We start from the raw sequence: 14,804 nt of genomic DNA, 5'->3' as shown, positions 1-14,804 counted from the left end.
TCAAGGTTCCTTTGATAAGATTGCTTTGTATCAAACGAAATGAGAGTAAAAATTGGAGGAATGAACAATGGATTTCAAGAAAATATTTGAAGAAGTGATGGCTGAGCAACAGGAAATTGCACTGGCAACCAGTGTAGCAGAGCAGCCGAATGTGAGGCTTGTTAATTTTCTTTACTCACCGGAAAGAAAAGTAGTTTATTTCTCAACCTTTGAAGGAAATGACAAGGTGAACGAAATGAGTGTGAACTCTAAAATTTCTTTTACAACAATAGTAGGTGAAGGAGATGATGCGCATGTTCGGGTACTTGAAGGAAGAGCGAAACGAAGTGAGCGTTCATTAAAGGACATAGCAGATCCGTTGATCAAAAAATTTCCATTTTATGCGGAGATAATTGATAATTCTGCTGAGCATATTGTTGTTTTTGAACTCAGTTTTAATAAAGCAGTAGTTATTTCCGGGATGGAAATAAGGGAAGAAATCGTTATTTAAAGAGCACTTAATGTGAGCTATTGGATAGGTGTGGTATCAAAGGAATATGTGGAATTGGGAATGGCAGGGGGCTTTTGCCAGTTATGTAGGGTAAATAGGCACCACTTGAGCGGATGAAAGAAGGGGGAGCGCTGATTTATTATACGCCAAAGGTAAGTTTGAAGACGAGGAGCCTCATCAAAAATTCATGGGAATTGGATAAGGTGTTGCAGGCAGTGCCTATTTGTTTCAATTGGCACCTGATTGTATTTCCTATCGAAAAGGTAGTAGATATTTATCGGTAAGACAATCATTGCCGGCAAATATAGTCATTCTTTATCAATTTTAGCAGAGAAATTGTTCAAAGCTTCGATTTGGTCATTTTGAAATTCCAAAAGCATTATTTGACTATATCATATCGGGGATAGTTGAGGTATTTCATCTGTTCAGTCAGTCCCAACAGTTAGATCAAAAATTCTAACTGTTGGGACTGGCTCTTTTAAATTACTGCTTTTTTATGGGAAATCAGGATTGAAACGATTATATTTAAATAGAGCATGCGGTATACTGATAGTATTAATGACAAACCGTATAAGCAGAGGAGGAGCGATGATGAAAAAGTATGTCTACGCAATCAGTGATATTCATGGACAGTATGACTTATTTCAAAAGCTGATTAACTTTTATGATGAAGAAAAACACCAGCTGGTATTAATAGGAGATTTGAATGATCGTGGATCAAAAAGCAAGGAGTGTTTTTTACTTGGCAAAAAATTAGTGGAAGAACATGATGCTGTTTACCTGATGGGTAATCATGAAGAAAATTTTCTTAATTTTTTATTGCAGCCTGAAGATTGGTATACTGGTTATGTCCGGTATGGCGGAAAAGAAACGATTGAAAGTCTGCTTCATAAAGGAGCAACAGAAGAATATTCACCAACCGAAATTGCACTGATGATCCGAAGCCGCTATAAAGAGCTGATTAAATTCTTGAAGGAACGTCCTGTCTATTTTGAGTGGAGAGATTATGTTTTCGTTCACGCAGGAGTAGATTTAACGAAGAATGACTGGCGTAAGACAAGCCCGCATGATTTTGTTTGGATTCGGGAAGCCTTCCATCAGGGGAAGAATAATACGGGGAAAACGATTGTATTTGGGCATACGATTACGCCTATGCTCCATGGTGATATGCAGACAACTGATTTATGGATTTCTGACGGGAAAATTGGAATTGACGGCGGCGGAGTGTTTGGGGGTTCCGTACATGGTGTAATCTTTGATGAAAAGGGGATCGTGCAGGATATTGAGTATCAAAATATGAACGGACCTTGGCAGCCAAGTGTGTAAAAGATATAAATTATCCTATTCTAAAAAATATTAAAGACTCTAATATATGAAAATGACATTATCTGAAATAATATATATTAAAAGTTAAAAAAACCATTGTTTTAAAAATGTTATTTTGTTTTAATTAGAGTAGGGATTTTATTTGGAGGGATTGAAATGGAAATAATAATAAACAGACTGATTGTGCATAAACTGAATTTAAGAGGAAACCAGCCTGTTTTAAATGATACTTGTATAGATATTGAGGAAGTAGAGGATTTTGAAGAAGCATTGAACTATTTTAAGATACATATAAGTAATTCTAGAAAGCAAAGCTTTATGAGAAGATGTCAGTTTATGGGATTAGAAAATAACACAGTAAAATTGAATGTTGAGAGGATCATGAGTAATAAAGAGGTACCTGAATTATTTGAAGAAACTTTCATTAAAGAGTCACAAGCTATGACAAAAAAACTTTTTAGCACAATGAAAAGCACTAGTAGTAGAAGTGATGGTTCACTGTTTTTCTTATACTATACTATGGATCAAAAGGAATACATTGGTATAATCAAAATGGATCCAAACACGGGTGTAGAAATTGATGATAATCTTAAAATTAAAGTTAGAAAATCGATGTTGCCCTCAGTGAATGAAAAATTGCATAAACTCGCTTTTATCGCCATCAAGAATTCATATCTTGAAAATGAATTTCATTTATATGTACTTGATAGACAAAATGGGAATAAAGATACTGCACAGTATTTTATGGATATATTTTTGAATGCTAAAATTTTATCAAATAATACGATTCTTACACAAGAAATTGAAAAAGAGTTAATTACTGGGTTTCAAGAAGAGATAATTCCCAATAACAAATGGCCAAAATTTTCCAATGCAGTTAAGAATAAATTAAATAGTGGAGAATTATTTAATATTGATGAAGACATACCATCTCTAGTGAGACCTTTTTTAGATAAGAAGAATAGAGATATGGATTTAAAAATTCCAATAGAGATTGTGAAAGCCAATATTCTCAAAAAGCATCCTGATGCTGATCTGATATTTAAACCTGATGTCAACTTTAAAAAGCCAATTATTTATAAATCAAAAAATGGAGAAATAGAGATTAGAATTAAACAAGGAATTTCTTCAGAGTTAGTAGATATAATCCCAGAAAATGAAGATGGTGATTTTGTTGTTATAGTAGATAGATCATTAAATGTTAGAAATGCAAAGTTTTAGGAGGTACTCAAATTGACTGTTTTGTCAGAATTAAGTGAAAAAATAAAGCCGTATTATGAGTTTATTTCAGATGAAACAGAAAATTTTCTTGTTTTTAAATTTAGCCTTAAAGTAAAGGAAATAGACAGAGTACCTTTATCTAAGATAGAAATATTTGATTTTTGTGAAGTTAAGTTCTTTTTAGACGAAGAATGTATGGAACATATACATTGCTTAGATGACATGAGAAGCTCTTATGGTGATAGTGAGGAATATCTTGAGGTTTCAGATAAACTTGAAATCGAATTTCATCTAAATAAACAGATTATTCCAAATGAAACACATAATCCGAATTTCTTTTTCTTTAGTTCACTAAAAGCATTTAAACAAAATATGAAATTCCTTAGAGTAAAGGATAACACAAAAAAATTATTTATAGGAATACTTGATCGTGATTCAGATATTTTTGATTCTGGATTTATCAAGATTTCTTCACTTGATAATTTATTATCACAAGAACATAACATTAAAGATAATCTAATCGATGAATTTAATAAGATTAATGAAATTTTTGTTGGAAGAAGGTTTGATGATTTTCTAAAGTTTCCAAATGCTTGGTTTGGCAGGAATAGTAGGAATTTAGATTTTATTGTTGAAAAACAGCTGAAAAGTTTCTTAACAATTATTTGTAACCGTGTGGATTCTCCTAATCAATTTTTAATCAGAGGATATAAAACAATAACTCTAAAATTTTCAGATGATACAATAGAATATCCAAATCACTTTAATAATATTATTTATAATCTGACTAACTTTATTAATGATCGAGAAAAGTCACATGACAAACTCGTAATTCTAAGGAATACATTTTCAATTTACCTTGATATTAATTCTACACCGATAATTCTGATAGAAAATTTAAGTGAGATTGAGCATTCTGTCAATTATAATTTTAATTTGTATGTTCAAGATAAAATAAAATTATTTTTAGAGCAGAAGAATAAATTGATACAGGAATATATTACAACTACTCGCAAAATTGAAGATATAACAAACAGCATTATAAATCAGTTTAGAGCTGTAGCTTTAAGCTTGTTAGGGACGATATTTTTAAGCTTACTTACTAATTTAAATAACGCTAAAACTAGCTCTTTGATTAATGTGGTTCTTTTAAGTTATATTCTTTATTTTATAGTGAATTTCGTTATAATAAAAAAACAAGAAGAGCAAAAAATAGCTTTATTAAATAGTTTAGAAAGTTTTACAAAAGAAATTGGATCATTTGAAGAATCAGACATGTCTTTTGAAACTTTGAAGCAGACCTATTTAGATGAATTTCTTTCTATATATGATAAAACTCGAGCAATGGTGCTTAAAGGTTTGGTAGGACTCATAATCATTTTTATGATTCTTTACCTTTCAAATAGGATTGATTTTCTATCATATCCAAAATCAGCAATAAAGTGGTTAATAGGGTACTGAATTAGAATGTTGCTGGCTTATTCTAACTATAAAAAATAAATTTTTTGGAAGATAAAAGAATACAATTTATTCTAAGAAATAAAGTGCAGGTTGTTGCAATGCTTAATCGTGGATTTTTTTCCTATTCTTAATAATGTTAAAAAGATATAGGCGCTGAACGTTATGAATGTGGAGTAGTCTGCTCTAACATAAGATAATGCAAAAGCAGCTAAAGAGAAAAGATAAATTTAGCGAAAGAATTGATACGCTTTTGAGGTTAAAAAAAGAGCTTCTGGAGGAAGTATTCTTTTTTAAACCGAATTAAATCCGGAAGATTTTTATGAATAGCCATTTTTGAAAGCCAAAGGATATTACAATAAGACCATCGCATACTCATTGTAGTATGTTTTTTGTAGTGCACCAGGCATGGCAACTAACTAGGTGGTGAAAGTCCACTGCGAGGGTACACATCGACCAATCGCTAGAGAAACGCAAGGTGGCATTCGTGAGGATGTGGCTGAAGGAAGCGTGTATCAAATTCTTGGCTCTACGAACAGAAACCTGATACCAAGGCTCGGTAAGTGGATAAGGTTCCTATACAAACCAAAGTCCAAAAGATGTGCGTAAATTTATCGGGTAAATCAGGCGAGTAAAAGAGGAAAGTTAGTTGTCTTACCCTGGGAGGTCTCACGAACGATTGAGGAGTCCCCTAGTAAGAAAATCGGTCGAAAAAGGTTTATCGTGAGAAGTCAGCCGAGGTCATAGTAGTGGATTATCCAAAGCTGTTCATAGAGCGTTATCCACTAAACGACTAAAGCAAAGAGGAAGCCCCTTTGCATTAGATTATTATCTAAACGTACACACTGCAATATAAGTTGAACCGCCGTATGCCGAACCGCTTGTACGGTGGTGTGAGAGGGGCGGAAAGTCAGTTAACTTTTCCCTCTACTCGATTTAAAGATATTGGCATGCATTCTTTAACACTGGGGAGGATCTATTATTTTTTTTGGGGACTTCCAAAATCCCATCAATCGAAAGACAAGCAAAATCAGGAGTTTAAGCAGCAGAATCCCTGCTGTCTTTTTACGGTTTCATTTGATTGAGGAAATCAGTTGAGATTTTTTCGTACGTTAAAATTTATAAGCTCGTATACTCATTTTCCCTTTTTGATACAGGAGTTTCCTACTAAAAAAGTCTTGATTATGCTAAAATAGACAGGTATGTATGCTAAAGAAAGAGGTTGAATAAATGGCAGATAGTTACAATCAGGAAGTAGTAGACCTGCTTCAAAAGGAATTGACAGGATTCCGGCCTAATCAAATTACCACTGTGCTGATGCTGTTGGGCGAAGGAAATACAGTGCCTTTTATTGCCCGGTACCGTAAAGAAATGACCGGCAGTTTAGATGAAGTCCAAATTAGAGAAATTGAAGAACGTTACACGTATCTTGAAAACCTGGAGAAGAGAAAAGAGGAAGTCCTGCGACTAATCGAAGAGCAGGGAAAACTTTCTGAAGAGCTGAAAAAAGATATTTTGTCTTCAACAAAGATGCAGCAGGTAGAAGATCTGTATCGACCTTATAAGCAAAAGCGTCGGACAAAAGCAACAATTGCAAAAGAAAAAGGGCTGGAGCCTCTAGCAGACTGGCTAGCAGAGTTGCCACAAACAGGTGACGTGTCTGCTGAGGCAGCCGGCTATGTCAATGAAGAAAAGGAAGTCGGCAGTTCAGAAGAAGCATTGCAAGGGGCGCATGAAATTCTGGCTGAGCGAGTCAGTGATGAAGCGAAATTCCGTAAATGGATTCGGGATTTTACCTTTAACAAAGGTCAGTATGTCAGTGTGGTTAAAAATGCTGAAAAAGATGAAAAAGAAGTTTATGAAATGTATTATGATTTTTCCGAGCCTATTAATAAGATGGTTTCCCATCGTGTTCTGGCAACAAATCGGGGAGAGAAAGAAGAAATTCTGAAAGTTTCTTTGCTGGTGGATGAAAGTAAAATCCATGACTACTTGAAACGTCAGCTGATTGGTAAAAATGAACAATCAGTGACTGCCTGCTATGTTGAAGCGGCTTATCAGGACAGCTATAAACGTTTTATTGGTCCAGCGATTGAACGCGAAATTCGTAATGAGCTGACTGAAAAAGCAGATGAACAGGCAATTAAAATATTCGGAGAAAATTTGCGTAATTTATTATTGCAGCCTCCATTGAAAGGGAAAGTTGTTCTGGGCTTTGACCCGGCTTATCGTACTGGATGCAAGCTGGCTATTGTCGATCCAACTGGAAAAGTGTTGGCTATTGATGTCATTTATCCGCATAAACCAGCTTCCGGAGACAAGAGGGCAGCAGCAGGTCCGGCATTTAATAAGCTGGTTGAGAAGCATGGAGTGGAGATGGTTGCAATTGGTAACGGAACTGCGAGTCGTGAATCAGAGCAATTTGTTGCTGAACAGCTGAAACAACTTCCAAGAGATATCTTTTATGTAATTGTCAATGAAGCAGGTGCTTCTGTATATTCAGCAAGTGAAGTTGCCCGGACAGAGTTCCCGGATCTTCAAGTTGAACAGAGGAGTGCAGTCAGTATTGCGCGTCGATTGCAGGACCCTCTGGCAGAGCTGGTAAAAATTGATCCTAAGGCAGTTGGTGTCGGTCAGTATCAGCATGATGTTTCTCAGAAGAGATTGGCTGAACAGCTGACATTTGTTGTAGAAACAGTAGTGAACCAGGTAGGAGTTGATGTTAATACAGCAAGTCCGCAATTACTGCAATACATTTCAGGCTTAAATAAGACGATTGCTCAAAATCTTGTGACTTACCGAGATGAGAACGGAGCGTTTACTGCTCGTAATCAAATCAAGAAAGTTCCTCGCTTAGGACCTAAAGCATATGAACAGGCAATTGGATTTTTAAGAATTCCAAATGGCAAAAATGTGCTGGATAATACTGGGATTCATCCGGAAAGTTATGATACAGCGAAAACCGTACTGGAAAAAGCTGGAGTTGATTTGAAAGATCTTGGCTCTTCCGAAACGACTGAAAAGATTAAAGCGTTGAAATTGCAGGAGCTGAAACAGGAACTGGATGCCGGCTCTGAAACGCTGAAGGATATCTTGTCTTCTCTGGCTCAGCCTGGAAGAGATATGCGTGATGAGATGTCTGCGCCGCTTTTAAGAAAAGATGTTCTGTCTATGGAAGATCTGAAGTCGGGAATGGAGCTGCAGGGGACGGTTCGGAATGTTATTGACTTTGGTGCTTTTGTTGACATAGGTGTGAAACAGGACGGTTTAGTCCATATTTCCAAGTTAAGCAATAGATTTGTTAAGCATCCTACTGATGTTGTAGCAGTTGGCGATGTTGTTACAGTATGGGTAGAGGAGATTGATGTGAAAAAAGGTCGAATCAGCCTGACCATGCTGCCAAAAGCAAAGGGGTAGTTTCTCCGATGGAAAAAGTGAGAATTAGTAAAATGATTGAAACAGACGAACAGCTGCAGGAAGCAGTTGAGCAATTATCTTGGTCCTGCTTTAATAAGCCGTTTATTCATAAAGCATACTTCAACAGCAGACTGAGAACATCTGGAGGCAGATATCATTTATCCACAAACAATATTGATTTTAACCCGAGAGTGGCAGCAAAATATGGAGCAGAAGAATTGATTGGCGTGATTAAGCATGAGCTGTGTCACTATCATCTGCATTTAGCTGGAAAAGGCTATCAGCATAAAGACCGTGATTTTAAAGACCACCTGAAGCTGATTGGCGGAAGTCGTTATGTTCGTCCGCTGACAGATGAAGTTTCTGCGATATATGAGTATCAGTGCAGTGACTGTCAAACAAAAATAAGCCGAAAACGACGAGTCAATATTAACCGCTATGTTTGCGGCAAATGTCATGGCAAATTGAAGCTGATTGAGAGATAGAAGTAAAGTCCGCCGGATTCAACGGTCGTTGAATCCGGTGGACTTTTTTATAATACAGTTATTTGTTGTCTGCGATGTTGAATTAATTCAGAGTCATACTCAATCTCTTCATAGATCTGAGTATTGTCTTCGTAAAATCGTTGAGCCCATTGTCTGTCACTGAAAAAGTCAAGGAAAGTTTCTGTTGATTCCTGCTCCTGATAAGGTGAGTTTAGAAAATCAGGAAGATCATCAAAGTCGTCTTTACCGATAATAAAAATGTTTTCCGGATTGTAAAAATGATAGTAGCGGATTTTTGAATTGGTCGTAACTAATTTCTTTTTAAAGAATAAGGATTCCAGCGTTCTGAGTGTTAAGCCGGTTTGACCGGAACGCATAATCTCCAGAATACCCTTGCTCTGTGCTACTAAGCTTAAATAATCATTGTAGGGGAGATAGCCTTCTTGATCATTCCCCTTCCCTTTTAAAATAAAGTAGTGACTGTCTATGTGAAGGGTGTTCAGAATTGCCAGAACAGTTTTTGCGACATCCATTCGTCCATTGTTTGAAGCGCCGAAGAACAAGTCGTGCTTCAACTCCCTATCTGGAAGAGTAAGTTGCTTTGAATAAAAGCTTGAGTTATGTTTCAAACTAAATTCTTGTGCTTCTATAGGATCAAAGCTGTAAATATCATCAATATTTTGTTCGGCCTGTGTTTGACGAAGCAATAGAATCTTTTCCTCCGTCATGTGATTCCAAAAAAACAAAATCAGTTTTGCCTGTGTTAAAGGTCTTACAATTTCAGCCATTATTGGCTCAAAACCATAATCCAAAAAAACAATCTGGTAGTAACGGGACAGCTTGTTTTTCCAGTATTCTGAATCAAAAGGAACGCGAAGCAGCTGATTACCGGCGATTACGTCAATACCAGATAAATTACCAAAGAAGTATAAATGTTTATCTTTTGCAACAAGTAATGTCGTTCTGTCTTGCATACTACTCTCCCCGCTTTCCAAAAATAGTGATATTTTTTCATTATATTATCACGTTCTTTTAATTTATGAACCTATTTTGCTTGAAATGATAAGAGAAGGCTGCTGATAGATAAGAAAAAAACTGGTTCTGTGACTGCTAGAACTGGTTTTTAAAACTTTTGTTGATACAGGGAAAATTTTTGCTGAGAGATGACAGAGTTCTTTGTCTGAGTATAAGGAAAATCTGAATAAGCAGTAAAAATTTGTTTTCTTTTTTTGATGTTCAATTCGCTAAAAATATTGTAAGTATGCATTTTAACTGTACCAATAGAAAGATATATTTCGTCAGAAATTTCCTGCTTTTGTTTGTGGCAGGAAGCAGAGTCAGATTTCTTTTTGAGAGAAGCCATAATACTGACAGAGATGTTCAAATTACATAGTTCCATCGGAGTTTTTCTCTTACCTGCTGTTTTTGTACTATCAGGATGTCATGGGTAAAATAGTTCATTAGAAATAGACAGACTAAAATAAAATAGATACCTTCGTACTTATCACAGCTATTCATTTTTAAAGATAAAGGAATGTATTGGTCAATATTAAATATGTATAGATATCTTCCAGTAAAATTAGAAGACCAAAAATCAAAGAGAGAAGAACTGCCTATTTATATATATTGCAGAATTTAAAGACAGTTTATCAATGTATTTTTTCCACTTCAGACAGCTGAAAGGATCAAGATAAATCATCAGCAGTTGATTTTGAAGATAATAAAGCCAGATTTTTAATGCTGAATTTGGAAGCAGAGGAACATTTAGCAGTTATACAGATAAGATAATTAAAAGAATATAGTTATGTGGATAAAAATCCAAATGTGATTTTTGAAGGTTCGGCGAAACTGCATCTGTGGAATGCGTTCGAGGATATATTATCTGCTTTATTTCACTGGCTGGAGTGTCTGACGGATATTAGAAGAGCAACAAGTGGCGGAGAATGGTATGTTCATCGGGATGATACAGGTGCATAGTGGAATAAAAAGACATGCTGGCAAATGCCGATATGATGAATTGAATAAAAGCGTTTAGAGAAAAGAATCAAAGCCAAGATTGTTTACAGGATTGACAATTTCAGCCAACTGTTTTACTATTACAGAGGTGTATTTTTGTTAAGATAAATTCTTTAGTGACATATTTCGAAGGATTCTCTTACTATTGCGGTCATGGCGGAATGGCAGAAAGGGCGCAGAAGATATCAGAAGACGCGGACGTGATGGAATGGCAGACATGCAAGATTGAGGGTCTTGTGGGCGTATGCTCGTGTGGGTTCAAATCCCATCGTCCGCATTAAATTAAATTAATTTTTATTTGGCGTTCTTTATCGAACTTTATTTGTTTGATAAGTGAGCGCCAAAATTGTTGTCTTTCGGAAATCGAAAGAAATCCGTTCTTTGTATGATTCGAGCATTCGAAGAAGCGGAGAAGTAAAGTCTCTCCATGCTTCGAGGATCGAAACGAAGTCCTTCAATTCTTAATGGCTCTGCCGTTTAGAAATTGATGAGATCGAAACGAAGTGTAGTGTAGTAGTGAGAACCGTAGACGTAGAAAAACGGATACAGTGTACTGTTTTGTCTCGAGAATCGTTAGATTCGCAGAGTCAGCAGTTCTTCTATGCTACGCATATAGTTCTACTACATCAAGTGAGCTGGTTTCATTCAAGGAATACTTATCGAAACTACGCATACCATTCTGCTAAAGTAAGAATATAAGCAGAAGCGGCAAAGTAGAACTAGCACTTGTCGGTCCTAATCTGTGCCGAGTAATCGCAGGCAACATCTCGGAAATAAGGCGAACTATACTGAAACTATGAGCAGCTCCAGGGAGGTATCAATTCACAGCTATTCATTTTATGAATAGTGTTCCTTGACCATTTTCGTATAGTTCGCCTTATTGACATAAATCACTACGATTGACTTGTCAGAGTAGATGATGCATGTTACCTACCTGGTGTCATAAATCACTACGATTAACTTGTCAGAGTAGATGATGCATGATCCCTACGTGGTTCTTGAGGCAGAACACTTCTATTCCTTCGGTTACTCATCGCATGGAGACGCTTTGTCACAACCTCTAAAGATTGATAGTTAGTAATGTGAGAAGTCATATTTTCCTTTCTACAAAAAAATACGTGTGATGCGAATTAAAACTATGTGCACTAACTATCAATAACTTTCAATGTGTAAGACAAGCTGTTAAGAAAATTACTTCCCCAAGTTATTCTCTTGATAAAAGTATAGCCGTTAAATAATAAGTAAATTTGAAAAAAATATGCAAATTTGCATATTTTTGCGAATCAATAATGACTGTTATTCAAGATTTTACTAAGAATTAAGAACTCTGTATCTAGATATAATGGAGTTTTGGATTCTGCAAGTTAACAGAATTGTAAAACCGATTAATTTATATTTATTCTCATGAACAGACTTCTCTTTGAAATGAAGCAATTAGGCACCTCTGTCAGTTAAAAAAGGAGTATAATTTGGTCAGAGCATTGGAATTGGCAGCGATAAAAAGGAGTGTCGGTAATAAACGCTGGTCAGTTGGAAAAAGTGACATTGACAGAGATAATCGATGTATCAATCGCAGTTCGCATCTAGAAGTATATATGTTATCCGATAATAAAAAAACAGGGGATTTTACAAAAAAATGTGTTTAGAAAAATGTTCACTATTTTTTGTGATCTTTTTTTGTTATGGATTTTTTTCAGTTGGAAAATTGCTGCCGATTTCTATTTATGACACCTTTGGATTTCTGAGTATTTCTTTAATTTTAAACTGAGCAGTCTATTGATTCTGGCTGCACGAAATTGGTAGTTGAAACACTGATTTTTAAAGATTTTGTTTTGCTGTTGTAAGAACAAATAAATTCTGTTAAAGAAATACAAAAACTGTCTGCCTGATACAGCGAACAGCTTTTGTATTATCTGTCTGTTGAACTTTTTTTAAACTACACTGAACGATTAAAGCTTGGTTATTCCCCCGAGAAGATTGCGGGTTGCTTCTTCAATCAAACAGGTAGTTGAGTTTTTTTATTTACAGTCTTTTGAAGAAAAATGGGGAATAGAAAATACAGGATTTACTAGCAGCTGGTTTAGCTGTATCCAGATTCAGCATTTTTCATTTTCTGATTTATTTAATGATTCTATTGAAGAGAAGCTGTGTACACGACGAATAGTTCATCGATATAGGTGCTATTTGCTTCACCTATTGCTGCTCGATATGCATCAAGTTTGTCCTGATAATTGCTGAACACCTCAAATGGGATGAAATATTCCAGTAAACAGCTCTTGTCATAATCACCTTGTTTTAAAAGCTGCTTGAATTCTTCCAAAGTCATTCCCAATTCAGACAAGTCTGTTCCAGCAGCAGTAAGTGAAGCTTCTGCATCAGAATCAGACAGCTCTTCATTTTTTAAATAAAGTAGAACAGCGGTGATATATTGCAGCAATCGCGCTTTTTGAAGAATCATTTTGTTGCACAGATAAACAGCCAGTTCTTGTTCTGAAAACTCATGACCTTCAGTTTCTAAGCTGGAAACTATAAACTGGAGATCATTTACTAAAGTATCTGCAGCTGCAGATAAGCGATGATTGTCCATATCCTCTGTAAAGTTGGCATTGGGATACTGGTTCTTTAATTCTTCCCAAAGCATGGTATATTCAGATAACTGAAATAATTCTGAAATGATCGTTTGTGCGTACATCTTTTTACTCCTTACTCTTGATAAGAATTATTTTTTGTAACAGAGAATAGATAGTGAGGCATCTCTAGTTCCCTGTAAGTTTTAATAAAATATTTTTGAGGCAGCATGCCGTTCCGGATTGCTACCTTCATGGAGGCTAGATTAGTATCTCTGATAATAGATACAACTGTCTCAGCTTTTAATTCGTTAAAGGCATATTGCTTGCAGCGTTGGGCAGCTTCTATAGCGTAGCCTTTATGCCAGTATTCTTTTGCCAGATGATAGCCGATCTCAAGAAATGTTTCTCCTTCAATCTTCTGCTTTGTTAATCCACATTCTCCAATAATCATACCGGAGGATTTTTTCCGAAGTCCCCATAGACCATAGCCATTTTCAGTGTAACTTTTCAGATTCCATTTCAGCCAGTTTTCTACTTCGTCATCTGAGAAACCATGTTCATAAGCATACATCACTTTAGGATTCTGTAAAAATGACTTTAGTCCGGTAACTGTTTCCTGTGACCACTCAAATAATTCCAATCGTTCTGTTTCCAACTGAATGGACATGTTTGGCTCCTCCTTTGTAAAATGATAACTCTAACAGTTTAACATGGTTTCACACAAAGATAAAAGTACATTTGGGAGTGATTGCTAAATTGGAAGAAATAGTTTGGATACGCTGCAAACCTTTAAATTATTATAATTGTGGATAAATCCTAACCTATGCTGATTCTGATAGGATGTGTTTATTGTTGTTTAAATTTATTTAAATTATTATTTTGTAATTATTTTTTGGTAATCTGACTTACCAGATCTGAGTGTTATTCAATTTCATACAAGCGGTTATCTTTTGCCAGTCGCACTTTGTCAGGGCTGCAGAAAATAGGAAGTACTTACTTGATCCTATTATGCTTAGCAGTCAGTTTAATGGAACAACAATTGAATACTCTTCTGGGGAACAATTTTACCAAGGATAATAGGTTGTTAAAGTGGACTGCGATTCCATTTGATACAGAGGTACTAACACCAGATTAGTCTGTCATAAAAGATGATTCTGAATATCATGGCTATACTGAAATACCAATTGTCTGGAAATAATTTGAATTAGAAGACAAGGGGAAAGGCTGGTTGTAAACGTTGAACGACAGCTTAGCGTGCTTTTTTCATGAAAACAGAAGGAAAAGTAGCTATAATCAGCAGTCTGACAGCATCTCAGAAAACTGCTTGACAACTATTACCGCATATTGTACTATAGGCTAGCGTGGTAAAAACAGTTTGAGCTGTATTTTAATTACTGTGAAAGCCTGATATAGCTGTAAATTTACTGGATAAATTCAGTAATAACGCAGAAAATGCTGTAAATTGAGTTGCGGTCATGGCGGAATTGGCAGACGCGCTAGCTTCAGGCGCTAGTGGTAGAAATACCGTGGAAGTTCGAGTCTTCTTGACCGCATAAAAGCCCTTATTCTTTTAGGAGAATAAGGGTTTTTTGTACGAAACGTCTGAACCGAAAACAGACTATGATTGTTTCGATTTAGATATAGGCTAGACCGGGCTTCAAAAGACGAAAAAATAGCGAATTCAATAAAATAATTAAATCCCAAATTTCAAGAACAAGTTAGCCACTTTTCGAAATAAGTGAAAAATGTCTGTTATCTCTACGTTCCGTTGTTGATTTGATTGTGAGTTGGTGTGTGGTAGTCTGATCAGGACAGTCTGGT

General features: G+C 35.7%; 11 protein-coding genes and 2 tRNA genes. 9 read left to right on the top strand and 4 right to left on the bottom strand.

The genetic code is table 11. The features are described from left to right. Positions 1-67 precede the first annotated feature (67 nt). From IW492_RS16065 to IW492_RS16040, 6 genes are all read left to right on the top strand, one after another. On the top strand, positions 68-490 hold the full coding sequence (locus IW492_RS16065; protein ID WP_202068921.1) for a pyridoxamine 5'-phosphate oxidase family protein: 423 nt from the start codon (positions 68-70) through the stop codon (positions 488-490). Between the two features lie 591 nt (positions 491-1,081). After that, complete coding sequence (locus IW492_RS16060) at positions 1,082-1,816, top strand: metallophosphoesterase (RefSeq protein ID WP_202068920.1); 735 nt, start codon at positions 1,082-1,084, stop codon at positions 1,814-1,816. Between the two features lie 156 nt (positions 1,817-1,972). Further along, on the top strand, positions 1,973-3,037 hold the full coding sequence (locus IW492_RS16055; protein WP_202068919.1) for a nucleoid-associated protein: 1,065 nt from the start codon (positions 1,973-1,975) through the stop codon (positions 3,035-3,037). A 12-nt stretch (positions 3,038-3,049) separates the two neighbouring features. Further along, positions 3,050-4,498, top strand: coding sequence for a hypothetical protein (locus IW492_RS16050; protein WP_202068917.1), 1,449 nt, complete (start codon positions 3,050-3,052; stop codon positions 4,496-4,498). Between the two features lie 1,227 nt (positions 4,499-5,725). Then, on the top strand, positions 5,726-7,912 hold the full coding sequence (locus IW492_RS16045) for a Tex family protein (protein ID WP_202068915.1): 2,187 nt from the start codon (positions 5,726-5,728) through the stop codon (positions 7,910-7,912). A gap of 8 nt (positions 7,913-7,920) precedes the next feature. Continuing rightward, complete coding sequence (locus IW492_RS16040) at positions 7,921-8,397, top strand: SprT family protein (RefSeq protein ID WP_236671963.1); 477 nt, start codon at positions 7,921-7,923, stop codon at positions 8,395-8,397. 47 nt (positions 8,398-8,444) lie between these two features. Here IW492_RS16040 and IW492_RS16035 read toward each other — a convergent pair whose 3' ends face one another. After that, positions 8,445-9,371 carry an oligosaccharide biosynthesis protein Alg14 gene (locus IW492_RS16035; RefSeq protein WP_202068913.1) on the bottom strand — a complete coding sequence of 309 codons (927 nt, stop codon included), beginning with the start codon at positions 9,369-9,371 and terminating at the stop codon, positions 8,445-8,447. A 149-nt stretch (positions 9,372-9,520) separates the two neighbouring features. Next, positions 9,521-9,760 (bottom strand): LuxR C-terminal-related transcriptional regulator, encoded by a 240-nt coding sequence (locus IW492_RS18770; RefSeq protein ID WP_420705908.1) that lies wholly within the window; start codon positions 9,758-9,760, stop codon positions 9,521-9,523. A 443-nt stretch (positions 9,761-10,203) separates the two neighbouring features. On the opposite strand from IW492_RS18770, the gene IW492_RS16030 reads away from it, so the two are divergent. Together IW492_RS16030 and IW492_RS16025 are read left to right on the top strand one after the other, a co-directional pair. After that, complete coding sequence (locus IW492_RS16030; RefSeq protein WP_202068911.1) at positions 10,204-10,374, top strand: hypothetical protein; 171 nt, start codon at positions 10,204-10,206, stop codon at positions 10,372-10,374. A gap of 233 nt (positions 10,375-10,607) precedes the next feature. Further along, positions 10,608-10,690: transfer RNA gene (locus IW492_RS16025), tRNA-Leu, on the top strand. Positions 10,691-12,544: 1,854 nt separating this feature from the next. Here the strand turns inward: IW492_RS16025 and IW492_RS16020 are convergent. Together IW492_RS16020 and IW492_RS16015 are read right to left on the bottom strand one after the other, a co-directional pair. Next, the gene (locus IW492_RS16020; protein ID WP_202068909.1) at positions 12,545-13,105 is read right to left on the bottom strand and encodes a hypothetical protein; all 561 of its coding nucleotides are present in this window, start codon (positions 13,103-13,105) and stop codon (positions 12,545-12,547) included. Between the two features lie 11 nt (positions 13,106-13,116). Next, a complete protein-coding gene (locus IW492_RS16015) occupies positions 13,117-13,650 on the bottom strand; it encodes a GNAT family N-acetyltransferase (RefSeq protein ID WP_202068907.1) in 534 nt (177 codons plus the stop codon). Positions 13,651-14,452: 802 nt separating this feature from the next. On the opposite strand from IW492_RS16015, the gene IW492_RS16010 reads away from it, so the two are divergent. Further along, positions 14,453-14,536, top strand: a tRNA-Leu gene (locus IW492_RS16010). Positions 14,537-14,804 lie beyond the last annotated feature (268 nt).

The organism is Enterococcus sp. BWB1-3 (genome assembly GCF_016745275.1).
Classification (GTDB): domain Bacteria; phylum Bacillota; class Bacilli; order Lactobacillales; family Enterococcaceae; genus Enterococcus_L.
The sequence above is the reverse complement of the archived record's forward strand: the minus strand, read 5'-3'. Positions and strand labels throughout refer to the sequence as shown.

Bases quoted from the DNA above. Each gene is read 5' to 3' on its own strand.
- IW492_RS16065 (WP_202068921.1), top strand. From the start codon at position 68: ATGGATTTCAAGAAAATATTTGAAGAAGTGATGGCTGAGCAACAGGAA.
- IW492_RS16060 (WP_202068920.1), top strand. From the start codon at position 1,082: ATGAAAAAGTATGTCTACGCAATCAGTGATATTCATGGACAGTATGAC.
- IW492_RS16055 (WP_202068919.1), top strand. From the start codon at position 1,973: ATGGAAATAATAATAAACAGACTGATTGTGCATAAACTGAATTTAAGA.
- IW492_RS16045 (WP_202068915.1), top strand. From the start codon at position 5,726: ATGGCAGATAGTTACAATCAGGAAGTAGTAGACCTGCTTCAAAAGGAA.
- IW492_RS16040 (WP_236671963.1), top strand. From the start codon at position 7,921: ATGGAAAAAGTGAGAATTAGTAAAATGATTGAAACAGACGAACAGCTG.
- IW492_RS16035 (WP_202068913.1), bottom strand. From the start codon at position 9,371: ATGCAAGACAGAACGACATTACTTGTTGCAAAAGATAAACATTTATAC.
- IW492_RS18770 (WP_420705908.1), bottom strand. From the start codon at position 9,760: ATGGCTTCTCTCAAAAAGAAATCTGACTCTGCTTCCTGCCACAAACAA.
- IW492_RS16020 (WP_202068909.1), bottom strand. From the start codon at position 13,105: ATGTACGCACAAACGATCATTTCAGAATTATTTCAGTTATCTGAATAT.
- IW492_RS16015 (WP_202068907.1), bottom strand. From the start codon at position 13,650: ATGTCCATTCAGTTGGAAACAGAACGATTGGAATTATTTGAGTGGTCA.